Origin of the sequence: Paludibacterium sp. B53371, assembly GCF_018802765.1 — a bacterium.
Lineage (GTDB): Bacteria > Pseudomonadota > Gammaproteobacteria > Burkholderiales > Chromobacteriaceae > Paludibacterium.
Map to the genome: position 1 here is coordinate 492,659 of NZ_CP069163.1, position 22,567 is coordinate 515,225.

At 60.4% G+C, this 22,567-nt stretch carries 22 protein-coding genes and 1 tRNA gene; 18 read left to right on the forward strand and 5 right to left on the reverse strand.

Features of this window, described 5'->3' with window-relative positions; translation table 11 throughout:
• The first annotated feature begins 21 nt into the window (after window positions 1–21).
• The 7 genes from JNO51_RS02370 to recG all read left to right on the forward strand — a co-directional run bounded on the left by JNO51_RS02370 (window position 22) and on the right by recG (window position 7,410).
• The gene (locus tag JNO51_RS02370; protein ID WP_215780909.1) at window positions 22–645 is read left to right on the forward strand and encodes a tetratricopeptide repeat protein; all 624 of its coding nucleotides are present in this window, start codon (window positions 22–24) and stop codon (window positions 643–645) included.
• Window positions 646–784: 139 nt separating this feature from the next.
• Window positions 785–1,807 (forward strand): tRNA dihydrouridine(20/20a) synthase DusA, encoded by a 1,023-nt coding sequence (gene dusA / locus JNO51_RS02375; protein WP_215780911.1) that lies wholly within the window; start codon window positions 785–787, stop codon window positions 1,805–1,807.
• A 4-nt stretch (window positions 1,808–1,811) separates the two neighbouring features.
• A complete protein-coding gene (locus JNO51_RS02380; RefSeq protein WP_215780913.1) occupies window positions 1,812–2,909 on the forward strand; it encodes a PotD/PotF family extracellular solute-binding protein in 1,098 nt (365 codons plus the stop codon).
• Window positions 2,910–2,911: 2 nt separating this feature from the next.
• Window positions 2,912–3,505, forward strand: a complete 594-nt coding sequence (gene rdgB / locus JNO51_RS02385; RefSeq protein WP_215780915.1) for an RdgB/HAM1 family non-canonical purine NTP pyrophosphatase — start codon at window positions 2,912–2,914, stop codon at window positions 3,503–3,505.
• Window positions 3,502–4,683: a radical SAM family heme chaperone HemW gene (gene hemW, locus JNO51_RS02390; protein ID WP_215780917.1), complete on the forward strand. Its 1,182-nt coding sequence runs from the start codon at window positions 3,502–3,504 to the stop codon at window positions 4,681–4,683. The genes rdgB and hemW overlap by 4 nt, the downstream gene beginning before the upstream one ends.
• Before the next feature lie 127 nt (window positions 4,684–4,810).
• Window positions 4,811–5,248, forward strand: a complete 438-nt coding sequence (locus tag JNO51_RS02395; protein ID WP_252346163.1) for a DUF2147 domain-containing protein — start codon at window positions 4,811–4,813, stop codon at window positions 5,246–5,248.
• 113 nt (window positions 5,249–5,361) lie between these two features.
• Window positions 5,362–7,410: an ATP-dependent DNA helicase RecG gene (gene recG / locus JNO51_RS02400; protein ID WP_215780919.1), complete on the forward strand. Its 2,049-nt coding sequence runs from the start codon at window positions 5,362–5,364 to the stop codon at window positions 7,408–7,410.
• A gap of 334 nt (window positions 7,411–7,744) precedes the next feature.
• Here recG and JNO51_RS02405 read toward each other — a convergent pair whose 3' ends face one another.
• The 5 genes from JNO51_RS02405 to pstS all read right to left on the reverse strand — a co-directional run bounded on the left by JNO51_RS02405 (window position 7,745) and on the right by pstS (window position 13,194).
• The gene (locus JNO51_RS02405; protein ID WP_215780921.1) at window positions 7,745–9,202 is read right to left on the reverse strand and encodes an inorganic phosphate transporter; all 1,458 of its coding nucleotides are present in this window, start codon (window positions 9,200–9,202) and stop codon (window positions 7,745–7,747) included.
• Window positions 9,203–9,419: 217 nt separating this feature from the next.
• Window positions 9,420–10,184 (reverse strand): phosphate ABC transporter ATP-binding protein PstB, encoded by a 765-nt coding sequence (pstB, locus tag JNO51_RS02410; protein WP_215780923.1) that lies wholly within the window; start codon window positions 10,182–10,184, stop codon window positions 9,420–9,422.
• Between the two features lie 12 nt (window positions 10,185–10,196).
• Complete coding sequence (pstA, locus tag JNO51_RS02415) at window positions 10,197–11,045, reverse strand: phosphate ABC transporter permease PstA (protein ID WP_252346221.1); 849 nt, start codon at window positions 11,043–11,045, stop codon at window positions 10,197–10,199.
• A 70-nt stretch (window positions 11,046–11,115) separates the two neighbouring features.
• Complete coding sequence (pstC, locus tag JNO51_RS02420; RefSeq protein ID WP_215780927.1) at window positions 11,116–12,078, reverse strand: phosphate ABC transporter permease subunit PstC; 963 nt, start codon at window positions 12,076–12,078, stop codon at window positions 11,116–11,118.
• An 84-nt stretch (window positions 12,079–12,162) separates the two neighbouring features.
• Window positions 12,163–13,194 (reverse strand): phosphate ABC transporter substrate-binding protein PstS, encoded by a 1,032-nt coding sequence (gene pstS, locus JNO51_RS02425; RefSeq protein ID WP_215780930.1) that lies wholly within the window; start codon window positions 13,192–13,194, stop codon window positions 12,163–12,165.
• 192 nt (window positions 13,195–13,386) lie between these two features.
• Between pstS and tpiA the strand changes: the two genes are divergently transcribed.
• From tpiA to nuoH, 11 genes are all read left to right on the forward strand, one after another.
• The gene (gene tpiA, locus JNO51_RS02430; protein ID WP_215780932.1) at window positions 13,387–14,133 is read left to right on the forward strand and encodes a triose-phosphate isomerase; all 747 of its coding nucleotides are present in this window, start codon (window positions 13,387–13,389) and stop codon (window positions 14,131–14,133) included.
• Between the two features lies 1 nt (window position 14,134).
• Window positions 14,135–14,485 carry a preprotein translocase subunit SecG gene (secG, locus tag JNO51_RS02435; RefSeq protein WP_215780934.1) on the forward strand — a complete coding sequence of 117 codons (351 nt, stop codon included), beginning with the start codon at window positions 14,135–14,137 and terminating at the stop codon, window positions 14,483–14,485.
• Window positions 14,486–14,498: 13 nt separating this feature from the next.
• Window positions 14,499–14,583 (forward strand) — tRNA-Leu (locus JNO51_RS02440).
• A gap of 91 nt (window positions 14,584–14,674) precedes the next feature.
• Window positions 14,675–15,031, forward strand: a complete 357-nt coding sequence (locus tag JNO51_RS02445) for an NADH-quinone oxidoreductase subunit A (protein ID WP_215780936.1) — start codon at window positions 14,675–14,677, stop codon at window positions 15,029–15,031.
• A complete protein-coding gene (locus JNO51_RS02450; protein WP_215780938.1) occupies window positions 15,022–15,498 on the forward strand; it encodes an NADH-quinone oxidoreductase subunit B family protein in 477 nt (158 codons plus the stop codon). The genes JNO51_RS02445 and JNO51_RS02450 overlap by 10 nt, the downstream gene beginning before the upstream one ends.
• 10 nt (window positions 15,499–15,508) lie before the next feature.
• Entirely contained in the window at window positions 15,509–16,102 is a 594-nt protein-coding gene (locus JNO51_RS02455) for an NADH-quinone oxidoreductase subunit C (RefSeq protein WP_215780941.1), read from the forward strand.
• Window positions 16,095–17,348: an NADH-quinone oxidoreductase subunit D gene (locus tag JNO51_RS02460; RefSeq protein WP_215780943.1), complete on the forward strand. Its 1,254-nt coding sequence runs from the start codon at window positions 16,095–16,097 to the stop codon at window positions 17,346–17,348. The genes JNO51_RS02455 and JNO51_RS02460 overlap by 8 nt, the downstream gene beginning before the upstream one ends.
• The gene (gene nuoE, locus JNO51_RS02465) at window positions 17,348–17,821 is read left to right on the forward strand and encodes an NADH-quinone oxidoreductase subunit NuoE (RefSeq protein WP_215780946.1); all 474 of its coding nucleotides are present in this window, start codon (window positions 17,348–17,350) and stop codon (window positions 17,819–17,821) included. Before JNO51_RS02460 ends, nuoE begins: the two co-directional genes overlap by 1 nt.
• On the forward strand, window positions 17,821–19,116 hold the full coding sequence (gene nuoF, locus JNO51_RS02470) for an NADH-quinone oxidoreductase subunit NuoF (RefSeq protein WP_215780948.1): 1,296 nt from the start codon (window positions 17,821–17,823) through the stop codon (window positions 19,114–19,116). Before nuoE ends, nuoF begins: the two co-directional genes overlap by 1 nt.
• 42 nt (window positions 19,117–19,158) lie before the next feature.
• Entirely contained in the window at window positions 19,159–21,513 is a 2,355-nt protein-coding gene (gene nuoG / locus JNO51_RS02475; RefSeq protein WP_215780950.1) for an NADH-quinone oxidoreductase subunit NuoG, read from the forward strand.
• A gap of 3 nt (window positions 21,514–21,516) precedes the next feature.
• The gene (gene nuoH, locus JNO51_RS02480; protein WP_215780952.1) at window positions 21,517–22,563 is read left to right on the forward strand and encodes an NADH-quinone oxidoreductase subunit NuoH; all 1,047 of its coding nucleotides are present in this window, start codon (window positions 21,517–21,519) and stop codon (window positions 22,561–22,563) included.
• The last annotated feature ends 4 nt before the right edge of the window (window positions 22,564–22,567 follow it).

The following is a 22,567-nucleotide window of genomic DNA, read 5'->3' on the forward strand; positions in this document are numbered from 1 at the left end:
TCGCATGGATGGGGTGCTGTCATGAAATGTCTGTTGTTGTGGCTGTCCTTGCTGGCGCTGCCCGTTCTGGCTGCGCCGGCCGATATACCGGGCTGGCAGGCCTATCAGCACCATGATTACCTTGCGGCACGACAGGCTTTTGCGGCAGGTGCCGCCGCCGGTAACCGCGTGGCGATGTTCGATCTGGCCATGATGAACTGGCGCGGCGAGGGGGGGGCGGTGGATCGTACGGCCGGTCTGCATGGTTTGCAGCAGGCCGCCTCTGCCGGTCTGGCGCAGGCGCAGTATGCGCTGGGCCTTCTGTATGAAAAGGGCGAGGGGGTCGGGCGCTCGCTGAACGAGGCCACGCGTTACTTTGCCCTGGCGGCGCGGCAGGGGTGGCTGCCGGCGCAAATCGACCTGGCGACCCAGTATTTCCTGGGGCGCGGCGCCCCGAAGGATGCGCGTCTGGCCGCCTATTGGTATGAACAGGCGGCTCGGCAAGGGGATGTCGGTGCCCAGTACCTGATCGCCAGCCTGTATGAGCATGGAGATGGCGTGATGCAGGATCGCCAGCGTGCGATGGCATGGTATGCCCGGGCGGCGGCACAGGGCGATGTGGCGGCCAGACTCAAGGCTCAGGCCTTGTCCGGTGGGCCGCACTGATTCATCTGGATCTTGCTTGACCCTGAGTCCGGGGGCGGTGGATAATTACGCGTTTGATTACAAATGCTTAGTTTTTTGCTGCCGTGCCGCATTGCTCTCCGGCACAGGTGGCAGGCAACTGGCGCCAGAGCCCTCCTGAATGAATCCAAGTCCTGCTCGTCCCGTCCTGCCCCCGCGCCGCCTCTCCGTCGCCCCGATGCTTGACTGGACGGATCGCCATTATCGTTATTTCGCCCGTCTGATTACCCGCAACACCTGGCTGTATACCGAGATGGTCACCACCGGGGCTTTGCTGCATGGCGATGTGGCCCGCCACCTGCGCTTCGATGAGGCCGAGCACCCGCTGGCGCTGCAGATGGGCGGCAGTGAACCGGCCGAACTGGCGCAATGCGCCCGGCTGGCGGAGCAGTGGGGCTATGATGAGGTCAATCTGAATGTTGGTTGTCCGTCCGAGCGGGTGCAGAAGGGGGCCTTTGGTGCCTGCCTGATGGCCGAGCCGCAGTTGGTGGCGGACTGTGTCAAGGCGATGCGCGATGCCTGTGGTATCGACGTGACGGTGAAGCACCGTATCGGCATCGATCACGTCGAAGACTACGGTTTTGTACGAGATTTCGTCGATATCGTGTCGGCGGCCGGTTGCCGCACGTTTATCGTCCATGCGCGCAATGCGATCCTCAAGGGGCTTTCTCCCAAGGAAAACCGCGAGATCCCGCCCCTCAAATACCACTATGTCCATCAGCTCAAGCAGGAGCGTCCGGAGCTGGAAATCCTGATCAATGGCGGCATTCAGACTCTGGACGAGATTGACCGGCAATTGCTGCACGTCGATGGCGTGATGGTCGGGCGTGAGGCGTACCACAACCCCTATCTGATGTCGGCCTGGGATGCCCGCTACTATGGCTGCGACGCGGCAGCGCCGACCCGGGCCGAGGTTGTGGCAGCACTGGTGCCCTATGCCGAGCGGATGCTGGCCGAGGGCCACAAGCTGCGTAATCTTGCCCGCCATATTCTTGGTTTGTTCCAGGGTATGCCGGGTGCCCGTCGCTGGCGGCGCATGTTGTCGGATGCCGCTTGTCTGGAGGGGGCGGATGCTTCCCTGCTGCTGCGTGCTCTGGAGGAAATCAGTGTTTCCCGTACCCTGTCCGAGGCTCATGAAGCATAAAGGCATGAAAGCGCTGGCGGTCTTGTTGTGTCTGATCTGTTCTCTGGCGCAGGCGCAACCGGTATTGCATGTCCTCAGCCGGCATGATTTCCTGCCGGAACGCACCATTGCCCGTTTCGTCCAGCATTGCCAGTGTCTGGTTGAGCAGGACTTCTATCATGACAGTGAGGAGCTGGTGTCCCGGTTGTCTGCCGGCGATGCCGACACCGATGTGGTGTTTCCCTCCAGCTTCTCGGTGCCGGCCCTGTTGCGCCTCAAGCTGCTGCAGCCGCTGGACAAGAGTCGTTTGCCCAATGTCGCCGACCTGAACCCGGTGTTGAGCAATCCTTCCTTTGATCCGGGCAGCCAGTTTACCTTGCCGGCATCCATGTCCCTGGCAGCGGTTGGCTACAATATCGACAAACTGCGCGAGTTGAATATTGATCCCTACAGCTGGTCGGTGATTTTTGACCCGCGAGTGCTGGCGCGCCTCAAGGGCCATGTCAGTGTGGTGGATAACCCGCGCAGCGTGTTTGCCGCTGCGCTGCTGTATCTGGGGCTCGATCCCAACAGTACCCGGGATGAAGATTATGCGCGCGCGCGCGAGGTGATTGCCGCAGCCCGTCCCTACTGGTCCGGCTTCGGTGGCAATTACTACTGGAAAGATCTGGTCTCGGGGGATGCCTGGGTTCAGCTGGGTTTTTCCGCCGAATTCTTCCAGGCAAGGGAAGAGGCGCGCAGTCAGCACAAGCCTTATACCATCGGTTATGTGCTGCAGAAGGAAGGGAATCAGCTGGCCATGGACAATATGGCCATTCCCGCGGCGGCCCCCCATCCTGCGCTGGCGGCGCGTTTCATCAACTTTCTGCTGGCCGGCAGGAATGCCGCCGATCTGAGCAATCTGAATGGTGCGACCACGGCGGTATTAAGCGCTGCGCCTTATTTTCGCGATGACATCAAATATCATCCGGTAATCAATCCCGATCCGTCTGCGTTTCGCAAATGGGTGGTGCTGCGCGAGATGCCGGCCAAACGCATGCGACAGCTAAGGCACTGGTGGAGTGAGCTGCGCACCGACCGCAATGTCAGCTCAACCCCCAAAACCGCCCACCGAAGGGAGTAGTCATGTTTGAGAAACTGGTTCTGGCCAGCAACAACGCCGGCAAGTTGCGTGAGTTTTCCGCCCTGCTGGCACCGCTTGGTGTTGAGGTCATTGCACAGAAAACGCTGGGTGTGCCGGAGTGTCCGGAGCCGTATGGCACGTTCCTGGAAAATGCCCTGGCCAAGGCCAGGCACGCCAGCAGGCTGACCGGCCTGCCGGCACTGGCCGATGACTCCGGGCTGTGTGTTCGCGCCCTGTCCGGGCGGCCTGGCGTGCTGTCGGCGCGGTTTGCCGGCGAGCCCAAGTCGGATGAGCGCAATAACCAGCTGCTGGTCGAGCAGCTCCGGGGCGTGGCCGACCGCCATGCCTGGTATGTCTGTGTGCTGGTGATGGTGCGTCATGCCGATGATCCGCACCCCCTGGTGACCGACGGCATCTGGCAGGGGGAGATACAGGATCTGCCGGGCGGGGAAGGGGGCTTCGGCTACGACCCTTATTTCCGCCTGCCGCCCTTCGACTGTACGGTCGCCGAGTTGCCGGCCGAGCAAAAGAACCGTCTGAGCCATCGCGGCCAGGCGATGCAGCAGATGCTGGCCAAGATACAGGCCATGGCATGAGTCAGACCGTGTATGTCCAGCATGGTGGGCTGACCCAGTTGCCACCCTTGTCCTTGTACGTTCATTTTCCCTGGTGCGTGCGCAAGTGCCCGTATTGTGATTTCAATTCTCATGAGGCGCGTGGCGGTCTGGATGATCTGGCCTATGTGCAGGCCTTGCTGCTTGATCTGGAGCACTCACTGCCGGCCGTCTGGGGGCGGGCTGTTCATACCATCTTCATTGGTGGCGGTACGCCGAGCCTGATGTCCCCCGCTGCCATGGAGATGTTGCTGGACGGGATCCGTGCCCGGGTCAGGCTGTTGCCGGATGCCGAAATCACCATGGAGGCGAATCCGGGCACCTTCGAAGCGGAGAAGTTCAAGGCGTTCCGGGCGTCGGGGGTCAATCGCCTGTCCATCGGCATTCAGAGTTTTGATGATCGCCAGTTGACGCGCCTGGGGCGCATTCATGACAGCCGGCAGGCGCATGCCGCACTGGATCTGGCGCTGACGCACTTCGACAACGTCAATCTGGATCTGATGTACGCCTTGCCCGAGCAGACCCTGCCGGAGGCGCTGGATGATCTGTCTCAGGGGCTGGCCCATGGCGTGACACATCTGTCGGCCTATCATCTGACGATTGAGCCCAATACCCTGTTTTACCGTTATCAGCCAGCCGGCCTGCCGGACGAGGATCTGGCGGCGGACATGCAGGAGGCGCTGGAGGCGCGTCTGGCCGAGTCCGGCTTCGTCCACTATGAGACCTCGGCGTTTGCCCGACCGGGCAGGCAGTGCCGGCATAACCTCAATTACTGGCAGTTTGGCGATTATCTGGGGATTGGGGCTGGCGCGCATGGCAAGATCAGCTCGGCCGAGGGCATTGTGCGCGAGATGCGTTACAAGCAGCCGGCGGCCTATCTGCAGGCGGTACGCGATGGCGACGCGGCACAAAGCCGGCAGCGGGTCGCCCGCAAGGCGCTGCCGTTTGAATTCATGATGAACCTGCTGCGTCTGACCGATGGCTTCGAGCTGTCGCTGTTTGCCGAGCGCACTGGCCTGTCGCTGGCGAGTATTCAGCGCCAGCTGGCCCTGGCCGAATCACAGGGCCTGATCGAGCGAGATTTGCAGCGCTTGCGGCCTACCCTGATGGGACAACGCTTTCTCAATGATCTGCTGGGGATGTTTCTCGAGGAAGACTGATGGATGTGGGCGCCATCCATGGCGGTAAGGGCCATTGCTACCGTCAGGCTTGACGTTTGACGGGTCAATTGGCATTCTAGAGTCCGGGCTCCAAACTTACGTTTAAATATTACAACGGGGAAAACTCATGATGATTCGCTGCAAGGCCGTGCTGTTCTCGGCGGTATTGGGTCTGCTGTCTTCTTTTGCCTTTGCCGATCAGACGCCGGTCGGTGTATGGAAAAATATCGATGATGAAACGCATCAGGCCAAGGCGCTGATCGAAATCAGCCAGACCGCCAATGGCGAGCTGACCGGCAAGATCGTCAAGCTGTTGCAACACCCGGATGCGGTTTGCGATAACTGTGAAGGGGCGCTCAAGGGAAAGCCTGTGATGGGCATGACCATGCTGTGGGGGCTGAAGCAGGACGGTAATAGCTGGAGTGGCGGTCGCATTCTGGATCCGAAGTCCGGCAAAGTCTATAGCGCCAAGATGACGGTGATCGACGGTGGCAAGAAGCTGGAAGTGCGCGGCTTCCTGGGGATTTCCCTGCTGGGTCGTTCGCAGGTGTGGGAACGCCAGTAATCAACTGATTCCTGATCAAACGGGCCGGCAGCCTTGGGGGGCGCCGGCCCGTTTGTCTTGGCCGCAGGGAAAGCGCTGCGGGGGGAAATCGAGTTGCGTTACAATCGTCAGTCATGATCATCACGCCCGACCTTGCCAATCAGCCGATTACGGCCGCACCGGCATTACTCAAGAAACTGGAAAAGCTCGGCATCCGCCGCCGCTTCGACCTGGTGCTGCACCTGCCTTTGCGCTACGAAGACGAGAGCCACTTGTGTCCCATCAAGCACGCTCCCTACGGGCAGCCGGCGCTGGTGGAAGGGGTGGTGGTTGCGCAGGAGGTGCAGTTCCGGCCGCGCAAGCAACTGCTGGTGCGCCTTGAGGATGAGAGCGGGCAGCTGGTGTTGCGCTTCATTCATTTCTATCCCAGTCAGCAGAAGCAGATGGCCAAGGGCGAGCGCCTGCGGGTACTGGGCGAAGTGAGGCGCGGCTTCTTTGGCGATGAAATGGTGCACCCCAAGTGCCGGCCGGTGTTGCCGGGGGAGCCGCTGGCAGACCGGATGACCCCGGTCTATCCGACGCTCTCCGGTCTGACGCAGCCCCAGCTGCGCAAGCTGATTCATGCCGAACTCAAGGCGCAGCCCCTGCAGGAAACCTTGCCACCGGGCTGGCGCGAGCAACTGGGGCTGTGCACGTTTGCCGAGGCGGTGCAGTTGCTGCACGCGCCGACACCGGATTACTCCCTGCAGCAACTGAATGACCCCCTGCTGCCTGCCTGGCAACGACTGAAATTTGACGAGTTGCTGGCGCAGCAGCTCTCGATGCGGCTTTCCTATCGTCAGCGCCGAACCGGCAAGGCGCCGCAGCTCGCCGGCGATGGTTCGCTGCGCCAGGCGCTCTCCCGTCAACTGCCGTTCGCGCTCACCGGGGCGCAGCAGAAAGTTCTGCAGGAGATTCTGGCCGATATGCGCCAGCCGCATCCGATGCAACGCCTGCTGCAGGGGGATGTTGGCAGCGGCAAAACCGTGGTGGCCGCCATGGCCGCTCTGGCGGCCATCGAGGCGGGCTTCCAGGTGGCGCTGATGGCGCCGACGGAAATTCTGGCCGAGCAGCATTTTCTCAAACTGTCTGCCTGGCTGGCTCCGCTGGGGATTGGCGTCGCCTGGTTGTCCGGTTCCTTGCGCAAGAAGCAGAAGACCGAGGCATTGCAGCAAATTGCCAGTGGCTCGACCCGGCTGGTGGTGGGCACCCACGCTTTGTTCCAGGAAGAGGTGTCTTTCGAGCGGCTGGGGCTGTCGATCGTCGACGAGCAGCACCGCTTTGGCGTCGGGCAGCGTCTGGCGCTGAAGGACAAGGGCGGCGAACCGCACCAGCTGATGATGTCCGCCACGCCGATTCCGCGCACCCTGGCGATGAGCTATTACGCAGATCTGGATGTCTCGATCATTGACGAGTTGCCTCCCGGCCGCTCGCCGATTGTTACCAAGCTGGTCAACAGCGACCGCCGGGATGAGATGGTGGCGCATGTAGACCGTATCTGCAGCAAGGGGCAGCAAGCCTATTGGGTCTGTCCGCTGATCGAGGAGTCCGAGGCGCTGCAGTTGCAGACTGCCGTGGATACCTTTGAAGCGCTGACCGAAGAGTTACCGCACTGGCGGGTCGGCCTGGTGCACGGACGCATGAAGCCGGCGGAAAAGGCCGAGGTGATGGCGGCGTTTGCCGCCAATGAGATTCAACTGCTGGTCGCCACGACGGTGATCGAAGTCGGTGTCGATGTGCCCAATGCCACGCTGATGATCATCGAACATAGCGAGCGCATGGGTTTGTCGCAGCTGCACCAGCTGCGTGGCCGGGTAGGGCGGGGCAGTGCCGGCGGCATCTGCGTGCTGATGTTCGAGACCCCTCTGTCCGAACTGGCCAAGGCGCGCCTGCGGGTGATTTACGAGCATACCGATGGTTTTGAAATTGCCCGTCAGGACTTGCAGATTCGCGGCCCGGGTGAGTTGCTGGGGGCGCGTCAGAGCGGGATGCCGATGTTGCGCTTCGCGGATCTGGAGCAGGATGCCGAGTTGCTGGCACAGGCTCGCGAGCTGGCGCCCAGGATGCTGAGCGAGGCGCCGGAGCAGGCCGAAGCGCACCTGATCCGCTGGCTGGCGGGGCGCGAACATTTTCTCAAGGCATAGGGCCCCTGCCTGGGGACGTTTTGCTTGCCGCCAACCTGCCGGGTGCCATTGTTTTGCATCAAATGCCGTTGCCTGCTAGCAGGCAAAAAAAATGCCTTGGCTGGGGGGCCAAGGCATAAATGGGATTGCTGCAAACAACAAAGGAGAAACCATGATGAAGCAGGCGTATATTAGCAACATGTAAACTTCAGTTCAATTGTAATCAGGCCGCTACACTTGACGTGAGTCAAGTTCCGTTCAGTCTGCTGGAAAATAGCTCGATTTGAAGTGGATTGACGGTTTGGAGATAAAAAAAGAGAGCCGGATGGCTCTCTTTTTTGTGCCCGGACGGCGCTTACTGAATCCACAGCGAGGCGAGATAGTACAGGCCGGCGGCCAGCGCCATGGACACTGGCAGGGTGAACAGCCAGGCCAGCAGGATGGCGCGGATGGTACCGAACTGCAGGCCGGATTTGTCGGCCACCATCGAGCCGGCGACACCGCTGGACAGGACGTGGGTGGTCGATACCGGCATGCCGATGAAGCTGGCCAGGCCGATGGAAATGGCCGCCGTGATCTGCGCAGCCATCCCCTGGGCGTAGGTCATGTCCTTTTTGCCGATGCCTTCGCCCACCGTCTTGACCACGCGACGCCAGCCGATCATGGTGCCCACACCCAGCGCCAGCGCGACGGAGAGGATCACCCAGTAGGGGGCGTATTCGGTGGTTTGGGTCAGATCACCGCGCAGGGCCTGCAGATTGCGCTTGTCGCCGTCGGCCAGATGCGGCAGCTGGCTGGCCAGCTTGGCGGCATCGTCCAGACACAGCAGGCGGGTGCGGACATCCCAGCGTTGTTCGGGCGACAGATTGTGATAATCGGTGTCGTTCATCAGCGTCTGGTTGAGGGCGTCCACCGTCTTGCCGGTAGCAAGCGGGTTGCAGCCGTGGCTGACGCTGTAGTGGTTCTTCGACAGCAGCGTCTGCAGGGCGGCATCGTGCTGGGCATAGAACTGCTGCAGGTGCAGGGCGGCATCACGGGTACGCTCGATCTGGTACGGGTTGCTGTCCATGTTGAGCACATAGTTGGCCGGCACGATGCCGATCAGCACCAGCATGATCAGGCCGACGCCTTTCTGACCATCGTTCGAGCCATGGGCAAAGCTGACACCCATGGCGGACAGGATCAGCATGAAGCGGGTCCAGAACGGCGGGTGTTTGCGTCCCTCGACCTGCTGACGCTGGTACGGTGTCTTGTGCATGTTGCTGCGGCCACGATAGCGGCGCAGCAGGATCACGATCAGCCCGGAAATCAGGAAGCCCACCATCGGGGAGAGCAGCAGGGACATGCCGACCTCGATGGCCTTGCCCCAGTTGATGCCCTGGGACAGCGGCGAGTGGTTAAGCAGGGCATTGGCCAGGCCGACACCGAGAATGGCGCCGATCAGGGTATGCGAGCTGGAGGCGGGCAGGCCCAGGTACCAGGTGCCCAGATTCCACAGGATGGCCGCGGCCAGCAGGGCAAACACCATCGACATGCCGTGTGCGGTATTGACCGAGACCAGCAGGTCGACCGGCAGCAGGTGCACGATGGCGTAGGCGACGGCCAGGCCGCCGGACAGAACGCCCAGGAAGTTGCAGACGCCGGAGGCAAAGACCGCCAGACGTGGCTTCATCGACTGGGTATAAATCACCGTGGCGACCGCATTGGCGGTATCGTGGAAGCCATTGATGAATTCGAATGTCAGGACAAAGCCGAGAGACAGGAACAGGGTGATCGCCAGTTTGAGGTAGAGCCCGGAAAAAAGTGCCAGCATGATTCTTAAGGTAGGTTGAGTCTGAGGGTGGATTGTTGGGTGGCAGCGCTATTCCGTCAAGCCTGCAGGACAAAGGGAATGCATGGTGTCGTTTCCTGTCCAATGCAGGGTCAGAATCTTCTTGACATATGCAGATCCGTGAGGTCGTCAATCAGGCAAAAATGTAAAAAAAGCCACTGATTTCAGTGGCTTTTGTTGGCCGTTGACCCGGGTGTCATTAACCGAACTTGCCGGTTATGTAGTCTTCCGTGGCACGCTGCTTCGGCGTGGTGAAAATGGTGTCGGTCTCGCCGAATTCGATCATTTCCCCCAGGTACATATAGGCGGTGTAGTCGGATACCCGTGCCGCCTGCTGCATGTTGTGGGTCACGATCGCAATCGTGTAGTCCTCTTTCAGCTCATGGATCAGTTCTTCGATGTGCGCCGTCGAAATCGGGTCCAGTGCCGAGGTCGGTTCGTCCAGCAGCAACACTTCAGGCTTGGAAGCGACTGCCCGTGCGATGCAGAGACGCTGTTGCTGGCCACCCGACAGCGAATTGCCGGACTGCTTGAGCTTGTCTTTGACTTCTTCCCACAGCGCCGCCTTGCGCAGTGCCCATTCGACCCGGTCATCCATTTCGGTCTTGCTCAGCTTTTCATACAGCTTCACGCCGAAGGTGATGTTGTCGTAGATCGACATCGGGAACGGGGTCGGCTTCTGAAACACCATGCCGACCTTGGCGCGCAGCAGGTTGATGTCGACATCGCGGCCGAGGATGTTGCGCTTGTCGAGCAGGATTTCGCCTTCGGCGCGCAGGCCGGGGTAGAGCTCGAACATGCGGTTGAAGGTGCGCAGCAGGGTTGACTTGCCGCAGCCGGACGGACCGATGAAGGCCGTTACCTTGTTGGCGGCAATGCCGAGCGAAATGCCCTTCAAGGCATGGAAGTTGCCGTAGAAAAAGTTCAGGTCTTTGACCTGGAGCTTGGTGCCAGTTTCAGCCATGGTGTGCAAGCCTTAATGGGATTGGTGTTTTTGACTGCCCAGCCAGCGGGCGACAATGTTCAGCGCCAGGACGCTGAAGGTAATCAGCAGCGAGCCTGCCCATGCCAGTGTGTGCCAGTCGTTGTAGGGACTCATGGCGAACTGGAAGATGACGATCGGCAGGTTGGCCATCGGCTGGTTCATGTTGCTGTTCCAGAACTGATTGTTCAGCGCGGTAAACAGCAGGGGGGCGGTTTCGCCCGAAATGCGCGCCACAGCCAGCAGGACGCCGGTCAGTACGCCGGACTTGGCGGCGCGCAGGGTGACATACAGGGTCACTTTCCACTGCGGCGTCCCCAGGGCGATGGCCGCTTCGCGCAGGCTGTTGGGCACCAGGCGCAGCATGTTCTCCGTGGTACGGACCACGACCGGGATCACCAGCAGCGACAGCGCCAGGGAGCCGGCCCAGCCGGAAAAATGGCCCTGGGCGACGACGAACACTTCATAGACGAACAGGCCGATCACGATGGACGGCGCCGACAGCAGGATGTCGTTGATGAAGCGGGTTGCCGGAGACAGCCAGCCACGCTGACCGTATTCGGCCAGGTAGATGCCGGCCAGAATGCCGATCGGGGTACCGATCAGGGTGCCGAAGGATGTCATCAACAGACTGCCGACGATGGCATTGCCCAGGCCGCCGGATTCGCCCGGCGGCGGAGTGCTCTGGGTGAAGACCGAAAGATGGATGCCGCTCAGGCCGTTTTGCAACAGCGTGAACAGGATCCAGCACAGCCAGAACAGGCCGAAAACCATGGCAAGCATCGAGATGCCCATGGTGATGCCGTTGATCATGCGCCGACGGCGGTAGATCGTATTATTCATCGAGTAGGATTCCGTTTCTTGCTTCGACGGCGATGCCAGCAGGGTGTCACTCATTGGGTCGCTCCTTGGCTCAGGATGCCTTGCCTTCCTGGCTCTTCAGGCGCAGGAGCAGGATCTTCGAGCAGGCCAGCACCACGAAGGTGATGAAGAACAGGATCAGGCCCAGCTGGATCAGCGAGGCAATGTACAGGTCGCCATTGGCCTCGGCAAATTCATTGGCCAGAGAGGAGGCGATCGAGTTACCCGGCTGGAACAGCCCCGGGGCGAAGTGCGAGGAGTTGCCGATGACGAAGGTGACGGCCATGGTCTCGCCCAGTGCACGGCCAAGACCCAGCATGATGCCGCCGACAACACCGGTCTTGGTGTAGGGCAGGACCACGTAGCGCACGACTTCCCAGGTGGTCGAGCCCAGACCATAGGCCGACTCTTTCAACAGGGTGGGGACCACTTCGAAGACGTCTCGCATCACCGAGGCGATGAACGGAATCACCATGATGGCCAGAATCAGGCCGGCGGTGAAAATGCCGATCCCCATCGGCGCGCCCTGGAAGATCCAGCCGATCATCGGCAGCGGGCCGACATTGTCGATCAGCCAGGGCTGGATGCGTTCGGAGAAGTAGGGAGCGAAGACGAACAGGCCCCACATGCCATAAATGATGGAGGGGATGCCTGCCAGCAATTCCACGGCGATGCCAAGCGGGCGTTTCAGCCAGGTCGGGCAAAGCTCGGTCAGGAACAGTGCGATGCCGAAGCTGACCGGAACACCGATCAGCAGGGCGATCATCGAGGTGATCAGGGTGCCGAAGATGGGCACGGCGGCACCGAAGCTGCCTGCAACCGGATCCCATTCGCTTGAGGTGATGAAGCTGAAACCGAATGCCTTGATGCTCGGCATGGCGCCGATCAGCAGCGAAATCAGGATGCCCAGCAGCAGGGCCAACACCAGGAAGGCAAAACTGCGGGTAACGACCTTGAACACCTGGTCGAGCATCATCTGACGCCGCATTACCTGATCGTTACTGTACTTTTCCATACTCGGACTCATTGGTTGTCTGAGACAAAAAGCCGGGGAGAGGCTCCCCGGCCATTCTGGACAGCGTGAGCTGCCAATTCTGCATTACTTCCAGACCGGCTGACCGCTGGTGTCGGTAATTTGCTTCCAGCTGTCGCGGATCATACCCTTGACGCCTTCCGGCAGGGGGATGTAGTCCATGCTGGTGGCAGCGCCGTCACCGGTTTTGTACGCCCAGTCGAAGAACTTCAGGGCAGCGGTGGCCTGAGCCGGCTTGTCTTGCTTCTTGTGCATCAGGATGAAGGTGGCACCGGCGATCGGCCAGGTGTCATGACCAGCCTGGTTGGTCAGCAGCAGGTAGTAGCCCGGTGCTTTCTTCCAGTCAGCGTGACCGGCTGCGGCCTTGAAGGACTCCTGGCTCGGCATCACGAACTTGCCGTCCGCATTCTGCATCTGGCCATAAGCCATGTTGTTTTGCTTGGCGTAGATGTACTCGACGTAACCGATCGAACCCTTGATGCGATTGACGAAGTTGGCCACGCCTTCGTTACCCTTGCCGCCCTGACCCGCCGGCCAGTTCACCGAGGTATTGTTGCCGACCTTGCTGGCCCACTCCGGCGATACCTTGGACAGGTAGTTGGTGAAGATGAAGGTGGTGCCGGAACCGTCTGCACGGCGTACCGGGAAGATGGTGTCCTTCGGCAGCTTGACGCCCGGGTTCAGCTTGACGATCGCCGGGTCGTTCCAGTTCTTGACCTTGCCCAGGTAGATGTCGGCCAGCAGTTGGCCGGTGAACTTCATCTGGCCGGGCTTCACGCCCGGGATATTCACGACCGGGACCACGCCGCCAATGACGGTCGGGAACTGGGTCAGACCAGCCTTTTCCAGTGCGTCGGGCTTCAGCGGCATGTCGGAGGCGCCGAAATCGACGGTCTTGGCGGTGATTTGCTTGATGCCGCCGCCCGAACCGATCGACTGATAGTTCATCTTGCTGCCGGTTTCAGCCTGGTAGGTGGCTGCCCACTTGGCGTACAGCGGATACGGGAAGGTGGCGCCTGCACCGGTGATGTCGGTGGCGAAGGCGGAAACCGATGCAAAGGCACTGACGGCCAGTGCCAGACGAAGCGTGGTTTTCATTACGAAATGGCTCCAGAGGTTGAGGTGCAGGGTAAGCGATGGGGGGCATTGTGGCCTGTTTATTTTTCAGAAATATTACAGTTCCAATTTCTTCCGGAATGGCTGATGTCTTTATATGAAGAAATATCTGTCCTTCTCAGTCGATGTAACCGGGGGATATAATCCGGCCTGTCTCAAGCAGGAGTAATCTGAATGACAGCCAAGCTGGTGGTGGGCAACTGGAAGATGAATGGCAGCCTCGCGTCCAATCGCAAACTGGTGCGCGGCATGCTGGAGGATCGCCGCATCAACCGCTCGGGGGTGGCCCTGGCCGCACCGTATGTCTATCTGCTGCAGCTGGCTGACTTGTTGCAACTGAGCCCGATGGACCTCGGCGCGCAAGATGTCAGTCAGTTCGGGCGCGATGGCGCCTTCACCGGCGAAGTCTCGGCCTCCATGCTGGCCAACGTCGGCTGTCGTTATGTGCTGATCGGCCATTCGGAGCGCCGCCAGTATCTGGGCGAGGGGAGTGATCTGCTGGCCAAGAAGATGACCAACGCGTTGTCGGCACATCTGGCGCCGATTCTCTGTGTCGGCGAGACCCTGGATCAGCGTGAGTCTGGCGAGCATCTGCAGGTCATTCGTCGTCAGCTCGAGATCGTGGCCGACTTTGCGCCGGAGCAGGTGATCGTTGCCTATGAGCCCGTCTGGGCCATCGGTACCGGCAAGGTGGCCAGCCTGGAGCAGATTGCCGAAATGCATGAGTGCATCAAGGAGACCGGCTTGCAAAGACAAAAAGGCTCTGCTAGTATGCGCGTTCTCTACGGCGGCAGCGTAAAGGCTGATAATGCCGAAGCTATTCTGTCAATATCAAGTGTCGATGGCGCCCTGGTGGGCGGTGCTTCACTCGATGTTGATTCATTTGGAATGATTTGCCAGGCCGCGGACAAATTGGTATAGTATGGAACTTCTTAAGACGTTAATCTGGATTGTTAATCTCATCTCTGCCGTATCCGTTGTGGTACTGGTGCTGATGCAGCACGGCAAGGGTGCGGACATGGGTGCTGCTTTTGGTAGCGGCGCATCCGGAAGCCTTTTTGGCGCGTCTGGCTCGGCAAATTTCCTGAGCAGAACAACCGCCCTCCTCGCGATTGTTTTCTTTACGACCAGTCTCACGCTCGTTTATCTGTCTGGGGGCAGTAAAAACGAACTTGGCGTGATGGGTGGTGCGGTAGTACAAAAAACGGTACCGCAAATCCCGAGCGGTACCGCGAACAAGAATAATGCATCGGGTCCAAAGATACCCGACTGATAAAATTGACTGTGCCGACATGGTGAAATTGGTAGACACGCTATCTTGAGGGGGTAGTGGCGAAAGCTGTGTGAGTTCGAGTCTCACTGTCGGCACCACCATTAAAGCAGGCCACCGGGATTCCGGTGGCCTGTTTTGCTTGGAGCCGGGAAGGGTCAAACCTTTCCATAAAAATGGGGTATAGGGGAAATGCTGCAAAACTACTTTCCTATTCTGTTGTTCGTCATCGTCGGGTTGTTGGTCGGCGCGGGTCCGTTGCTGTTGGGTCGGATTCTTGCTCCCAATCGTCCTGATGACGCAAAACTGTCTCCGTACGAGTGCGGCTTCGAGGCTTTCGAAGACGCGCGCATGAAGTTTGACGTGCGCTTCTATCTCGTCGCCATTCTCTTCATTCTTTTCGATCTCGAAATTGCATTCATGTTTCCGTGGGCTGTCGTGCTGAAAGAGCTCGGCATGTTCGGTTTGTCGGCAATGTTTGTATTCTTGGCTATTCTCACGATTGGCTTCGTATACGTCTGGAAAAAGGGAGCATTGGAATGGGAATAGAAGGCGTTCTGGAGAAAGGTTTCATTACCACCACCGCCGATACGCTGATCAATTACACCCGCACTGGCTCGCTCTGGCCCATGACTTTCGGTCTGGCATGCTGTGCTGTGGAAATGATGCACGCTGGTGCGGCACGTTATGACCTGGACCGCTTTGGTGTGGTATTCCGCCCCAGTCCGCGTCAGTCTGACCTGATGATCGTGGCCGGCACGCTGTGCAACAAGATGGCACCGGCGCTGCGCAAGGTTTACGATCAGATGGCGGAGCCGCGCTGGGTGATTTCCATGGGTTCCTGTGCCAACGGTGGCGGCTACTATCACTACTCTTACTCTGTCGTGCGCGGTTGTGACCGGATCGTTCCGGTAGACGTGTATGTTCCCGGCTGTCCCCCGACTGCCGAGGCGCTGTTGTACGGCATCATCCAGCTGCAAAACAAAATTAAACGCACTCATACCATAGCCCGCTAAGGTAGAAACTATGGCCTCCAAACTGGAAGCGCTCAAGGCGACCGTTGAACAGGTGCTGGGCGACAAGCTCGTGTCTGCAACGCTGGCGCTGGAAGAATTGAGCATCGTCTGCAAGGCAGCGGACCTGGTGGAAGTGGCGCAGACTTTGCGCGACCACCCCTCGCTGGCGTTTGAACAATGCGTCGACTTGTGCGGCGTGGATTATCTCACCTACAAAGATTCGGCCTGGGATGGCGCGCGTTTTGCCGCCGTCTATCACCTGCTGTCGCTGACGCACAATGCGCGTCTGCGTCTGCGCGTGTTTGCCGAAGACGATGATTTCCCGGTCCTGCCCTCGGTGGTGGATGTCTGGAATGCGGCCAACTGGTACGAACGTGAAGCGTTCGACCTCTACGGCATCGTCTTCGAGGGGCACCCGGACCTGCGTCGTCTGCTGACAGACTATGGCTTCATCGGCCATCCGTTCCGCAAGGATTTCCCGCTGTCCGGTCATGTGGAAATGCGCTACGACCCGACCCAGCAGCGCGTGATCTACCAGCCCGTCACCATCGAGCCGCGCGAAATTACGCCGCGCATCATTCGCGAGGAGAACTACGGTGGCTGAGATTCGCAATTTCACTCTCAACTTCGGCCCGCAGCACCCGGCAGCGCACGGTGTGCTGCGTCTGGTGCTTGAACTCGACGGGGAAGTGATCGAACGTGCTGACCCGCACATCGGCCTGCTGCACCGCGGCACCGAAAAACTGGCCGAGCACAAGACCTTCATCCAGTCCCTGCCGTATATGGACCGTCTCGACTATGTGTCGATGATGTGCAATGAGCATGCCTACTGTCTGGCCATCGAGAAGATGGTCGGCGTCGATGTGCCGCTGCGCGCGCAATACATCCGGGTCATGTTTGCCGAGATGACGCGTATCCTGAACCACCTGTTGTGGATCGGGGCCCATGCGCTGGATATCGGTGCCATGACCATGTTCCTGTATGCCTTCCGTGAGCGTGAAGACCTGATGGACTGCTACGAGGCGGTCTCGGGTGCCCGCATGCACGCGGCCTATTTCCGTCCGGGCGGTGTGTATCGCGATCTGCCGGACAGCATGCCGCAGTACACGGTGTCGAAGATCAAGAATGCCCGCGAACTGGCCCGCCTGAACGAGCGTCGCTCCGGCACCATGCTGGACTTCATCGAAGACTTCACGCGCCGTTTCCCCAAGTGTGTCGACGAATACGAGACCTTGCTGACCGACAACCGTATCTGGAAGCAGCGGACAGTCGGCATCGGCGTTGTTTCGCCGGAGCGAGCGCTGAACCTGGGCCTGAGCGGTGCCATGCTGCGTGGTTCGGGCATCGAGTGGGATCTGCGCAAGAAGCAACCCTACGATGTCTATCGCGAAGTGGATTTCGACATTCCTGTGGGCGTGAACGGCGACTGCTATGACCGTTATCTGGTGCGTATGGAAGAAATGCGTCAGTCCAACCGCATCATGGCGCAGTGCGTGGCCTGGCTGAAGCAGAACCCGGGTCCGGTGATCACCTCGGACCACAAGGTGGCCCCGCCGTCCCGCGAAGGCATGAAGAGCAATATGGAAGAGCTGATCCACCACTTCAAGCTCTTCACCGAAGGCATGCATGTGCCCGAGGGCGAGGTCTATGCCGCCACCGAGCACCCGAAGGGCGAATTCGGCATCTACCTGGTGTCCGATGGTGCCAACAAACCCTACCGACTCAAGATTCGTGCGCCGGGCTATGCCCACCTTGCCGCGCTGGACGAAATGGCGCGCGGCCACATGATCGCCGACGCCGTCGCGATCATCGGCACGCAGGATATCGTATTTGGGGAGATCGACCGCTGATGTTGTCCGCAGAATCGCTTGCCAAGATTGATATTGAGGTGGCCAAGTACCCTGCCGACCAGAAACGGTCGGCCGTGATGGGCGCGCTGCGCATTGCCCAGCAGGAAAAGGGCTGGCTCGCTACCGAGACCATCGAATTCGTTGCCACTTACCTGGGGCTGCCCCCGGTACAGGCCTACGAAGTCGCCACCTTCTACAACATGTATGACCTGCGCCCGGTCGGCAAATACAAGCTGACCATGTGCACCAACCTTCCCTGTGCGTTGCAGGGCAGCGTCAATGCTGCCGAATATCTGCAGAAGAAGCTTGGCATCGGCTTTGGCGAGACCACGGCCGACGGCAAGTTCACGCTGCTGGAAGGGGAGTGCATGGGGGCCTGCGGTGACGCCCCGGTCATGCTGGTCAACAACCACAAGATGTGCTCGAAGATGACCCCCGAAGCCATCGATAAGAAACTGGCGGAGCTGGAATAATGGCGATCTTCGTTTCTGGCGTGATTTTCGAGGGGATCGATACCACCGATCCGGATTGCTGGACTCTGCAGGCTTATCGCGCTCGCGGCGGTTACAAGGCGCTCGAGCAGATTCTGGCCAACAAGATGCCGCAGGATGACGTGGTGGCCGAGGTCAAGGCCTCCGGCCTGCGTGGTCGCGGTGGCGCCGGCTTCCCGTCCGGGCTGAAGTGGAGCTTCATGCCGCGCAGCTTCCCGGGCGACAAGTACGTCGTCTGCAACAGCGACGAGGGCGAGCCGGGCACCTTCAAGGACCGTGACATCCATCGCTACAATCCGCACGCCCTGATCGAGGGCATGATCATCGCGGGTTATGCCATGGGGACCAAGGCCGGCTACAACTACATCCACGGCGAAATCTTCGAAGAGTACGAGCGTTTCGAGCTGGCGCTGGCCGAAGCCCGCGCCGCCGGTTATCTGGGACAGAACATCCTGGGCAGCGGCTTCAACTTCGACCTGTTTGCCCATCATGGCTACGGCGCCTACATCTGCGGTGAAGAAACCGCGCTGCTGGAGTCGCTGGAAGGCAAGAAGGGGCAGCCACGCTTCAAGCCGCCGTTCCCCGCCAGCTATGGCCTGTACGGCAAGCCGACCACCATCAACAACACCGAAACCTTCGCGTCGGTGCCGTTCATCATGCGCGACGGCGCACAGAAATTCATGGACCTGGGCAAGCCGAACAACGGCGGTACCAAGCTGTTCTCGATTTCCGGCCACGTCGAGCGTCCCGGCAACTACGAAGTGCCGCTGGGCACGCCGTTCACCAAGCTGCTGGAAATGGCCGGCGGCATGAAAGGCGGCAAGAAGCTCAAGGCGGTGATTCCGGGTGGTTCCAGCGCTCCGGTACTGCCGGCAGAGATCATGATGGACCTCACCATGGACTACGATGCCATCGCCAAGGCGGGCTCCATGCTCGGCTCCGGTGCGGTGATCGTCATGAACGAGGACGTCTGCATGGTGAAGGCGCTGGAGCGTCTGGCCTACTTCTATCATGAAGAATCCTGCGGCCAGTGCACGCCGTGCCGCGAAGGCACCGGCTGGCTCTATCGCATCATCCACCGCATTGAAAACGGTGAAGGGCGTCCGGATGACCTGGAGCTCCTGACATCGATCGGCAACAACATGGCCGGACGCACCATCTGTGCGCTGGCCGATGCCGCGGTGTTCCCGGTACGAAGCTTTACCAAGCACTTCCTCAAGGAGTTCGAGTATCACATCGAACACAAGAAGTGCATGGTTGAGCATCAATGGTGTTGATCCGGCCCCTCAGGGTGCCCCTAATTCAGGTAGCTGACCGCTATGCTTGAAATCGAAATCGACGGAAAAAAACTGACGGTGCCGCAAGGCAGCACCGTAATGGATGCCGCCCACTCGGCCGGCACCTACATCCCGCACTTCTGCTATCACAAGAAACTGTCCATTGCGGCCAACTGCCGCATGTGTCTGGTGGAAGTCGAAAAAGCGCCCAAGCCGCTGCCGGCCTGTGCCACCCCGGTGACCGACGGCATGAAGGTCATGACCCACTCGCCGATGGCCAAAACGGCCCAGCAGGGGGTGATGGAGTTCCTGCTGATCAACCACCCGCTGGATTGTCCGATCTGCGACCAGGGGGGTGAGTGCCAACTGCAGGATCTGGCCGTGGGCTATGGCAAGAGCCAGTCGCGCTATCAGGAAAGCAAGCGCACGGTCTCGCCGAAGGACATGGGTCCGCTGGTCAGCGCCGAGGAAATGGCGCGCTGTATCCACTGCACCCGCTGCGTGCGCTTCACCGAGGAAATTGGTGGCCTGCAGGAAATCGGCATGGCCAACCGCGGCGAGCACTCGGAAATCCTGCCCTTCCTCGGCCAGACCGTGAATTCGGAAATCTCCGGCAACGTCATTGACCTGTGCCCGGTCGGTGCGCTGACCTCCAAGCCGTTCCGCTACAGCACCCGTGCCTGGGAGCTGTCGCGCCGACGCTCGGTCAGCCCGCACGATGGTCTGGGCAGCAACCTGGTGGTTCAGGTCAAGCACAACCAGGTCATGCGTGTCCTGCCGCTGGAGAACGAAGCCATCAACGAATGCTGGATCGCCGACCGTGACCGCTTCTCCTACGAAGGGCTCAATGCCGAGACCCGTCTGCAGAAGCCGATGATCAAGTACGGCGGCCAGTGGCATGAAACCGACTGGCAGACCGCACTGGAGTATGTGGTCAAGGGCCTGAAGGGTGTGGCCAACGACCATGGCAAGGATGCCATCGGTGTACTGGCCAGCCCGCATGCCACCACGGAAGAGCTGTTCCTGGTGCAGAAGCTGGCACGCAGTTTCGGCGTCAACCACATCGACTATCGCCTGCGTCGCAGCGATTTCAGCCTGGATGCCGCCCAGCAGGGCGCCCAGTGGCTGGGCAGCAGCATTGTCGATCTGGCCAATGCCAACGCCATTCTGGTCATCGGCAGTACCCAGCGTCAGGAACAGCCGCTGCTGGCCTCGCGACTGCGTCAGGCCGTCAAGAAGGGGGCTCAGCTCAACGTGCTGCACGTCGTCAGCGAAAACTTGCTGACTCCGCTGCATGCCCGTCTGACCGTGTCTCCGGCCGCGCTGGTCAATGGCCTGGCTCAGGTCCTGAAGGCGGTTGCCGCTGCCAAGGGTGAAACCCTGACCGCGGACCTGTCTGCCGTACAGGTATCGACCGAGGCGCAACGCATCGCCGACAGTCTGTGTGGCGCCGAGCGTGCTGCGCTGCTGCTGGGCAATGTGGCGCAACATCATCCGGCCTTCGGTCAGCTGTGGACCCTGGCGCAGGAGATTGCCCGTCTGACCGGTGCCAGCTTTGGCCTGAGCGCCGAAGCGGCCAACAGTGTTGGCGCTGAACTGGTTGGTGCCGTGCCATTCCGTGGCGCACTGGGTCAGGCTGTTACCGCCGGCGACAACGCGGCCGCCATGATTGCCAAGCCGCGCAAGGCCTATGTACTGCTGCAGACCGAGGTCGAGTTCGACAGCTACAACCCGCAGGCTGCCCTGGCGGCCATGAAGTCGGCTGAAACCGTGATCGCCATGACCAGCTTCAAGACCGCCGGTCTGCTGGACTACGCCGATGTGCTGCTGCCGGTGGCGCCGTTCAGCGAAACCGCCGGTTCGTTCATCAATATGGAAGGCCGACTGCAGACCTTCAATGGTGTGGTCCGTCCGCTGGGCGATACCCGTCCGGCCTGGAAGGTGCTGCGTGTCCTGGGTGGCCTGCTGGGGCTGAGCGGCTTCGAATACACCTCGGTGGAAGAAGTCCGTGCCGAGTGGCAAGGCCTGGGTGAACTGACCGCGGCACTGAACAATGCGGTCACGCCGCTGGGTATCGACGCCAGCGTCAAGGCCGGTCTGAGCCGCATCGGAGAAGTGCCGATGTATCAGGCGGATGCGATCAGCCGTCAGGCCCCGTCGCTGCAGCAAACCGTCTGGGCGGCCCGTCCGCATGCGACGGCGCACAGCAGCGTGCTGGCCGCCGCCGGCGTGAACGCCGGCAGTGAAGTGACCGTCCGTCAGGGCGAGGGCGCCGTCAAGGTGCGTATCGAGGCCGATGACAGCCTGCCGCCGGACGCCCTGCGTCTGGCCACGGCCCATGCGGACACGATCGCCCTGGGCGGCATGTTTGACCCGATCCAGATTACACAGGGGTAAACCATGGAGCTACTGCAAACCTATTTCGGCACACAGCTCGGGTACGTGATCTGGACCCTGCTGAAGATCATCGTCATCGTTGCGCCGATGATGATCGCCGTTGCCTACCTGACCTACGCCGAGCGCAAGGTCATCGGCTATATCCAGGTCCGTATCGGGCCGAACCGGGTCGGCCCGCTCGGGCTGCTGCAGCCGATTGCCGACGGCATCAAGCTGCTGATGAAGGAAATCATCCTGCCGGCCAAGTCGAGCAAGGGGCTTTTCCTGCTGGCGCCGGTGCTGTCGATCATGCCGGCCATGGCCGCCTGGGCGGTGGTGCCGTTTACCGACCATCTGGTACTGGCCAATACCAATGCCTCGCTGCTGTACATCATGGCCATCACCTCGATGGGGGTGTATGGCGTGATCATCGCCGGCTGGGCGGGCAACTCCAAGTACTCGTTCCTGGGCGGCATGCGTTCCGCGGCCCAGATCGTTTCCTACGAAATCGCCATGGGCTTTGCCCTGGTGGGGGTACTGATGGTGTCCGGCAGTCTGAACCTGGTGGATATCGTCAAGCAGCAGGGTCACGGCATTGCCGGCGGCTCGATCCTGTCCTGGAACTGGTTGCCGCTGTTCCCGCTGTTCATTGTCTATCTGGTCTCCGGTGTCGCCGAAACCAACCGCGCCCCGTTTGACGTGGCCGAAGGGGAGTCGGAAATCGTCGCCGGCTTCCACGTGGAATACTCCGGCATGGCATTTGCGATCTTCTTCCTGGCCGAGTACGCCAACATGATCCTGGTGTCGGCCCTGACCTCGCTGATGTTCCTCGGGGGCTGGCTGTCGCCGTTCCCGGCGAGCTGGGGTCTGCTGGGGGCCGGCGGCTTCTTCTGGATGGCTGCCAAGATGTCGTTTGTGCTGTTCTGCTTCCTGTGGTTCCGGGCCACCTTCCCGCGTTATCGCTATGACCAGATCATGCGTCTGGGCTGGAAGGTCTTTATTCCCGTAACGCTGGTATGGGTGGCGGTGCTGGGCGCTTGGATGATGAGCCCGGTTTCCCTCTGGAACTGATACT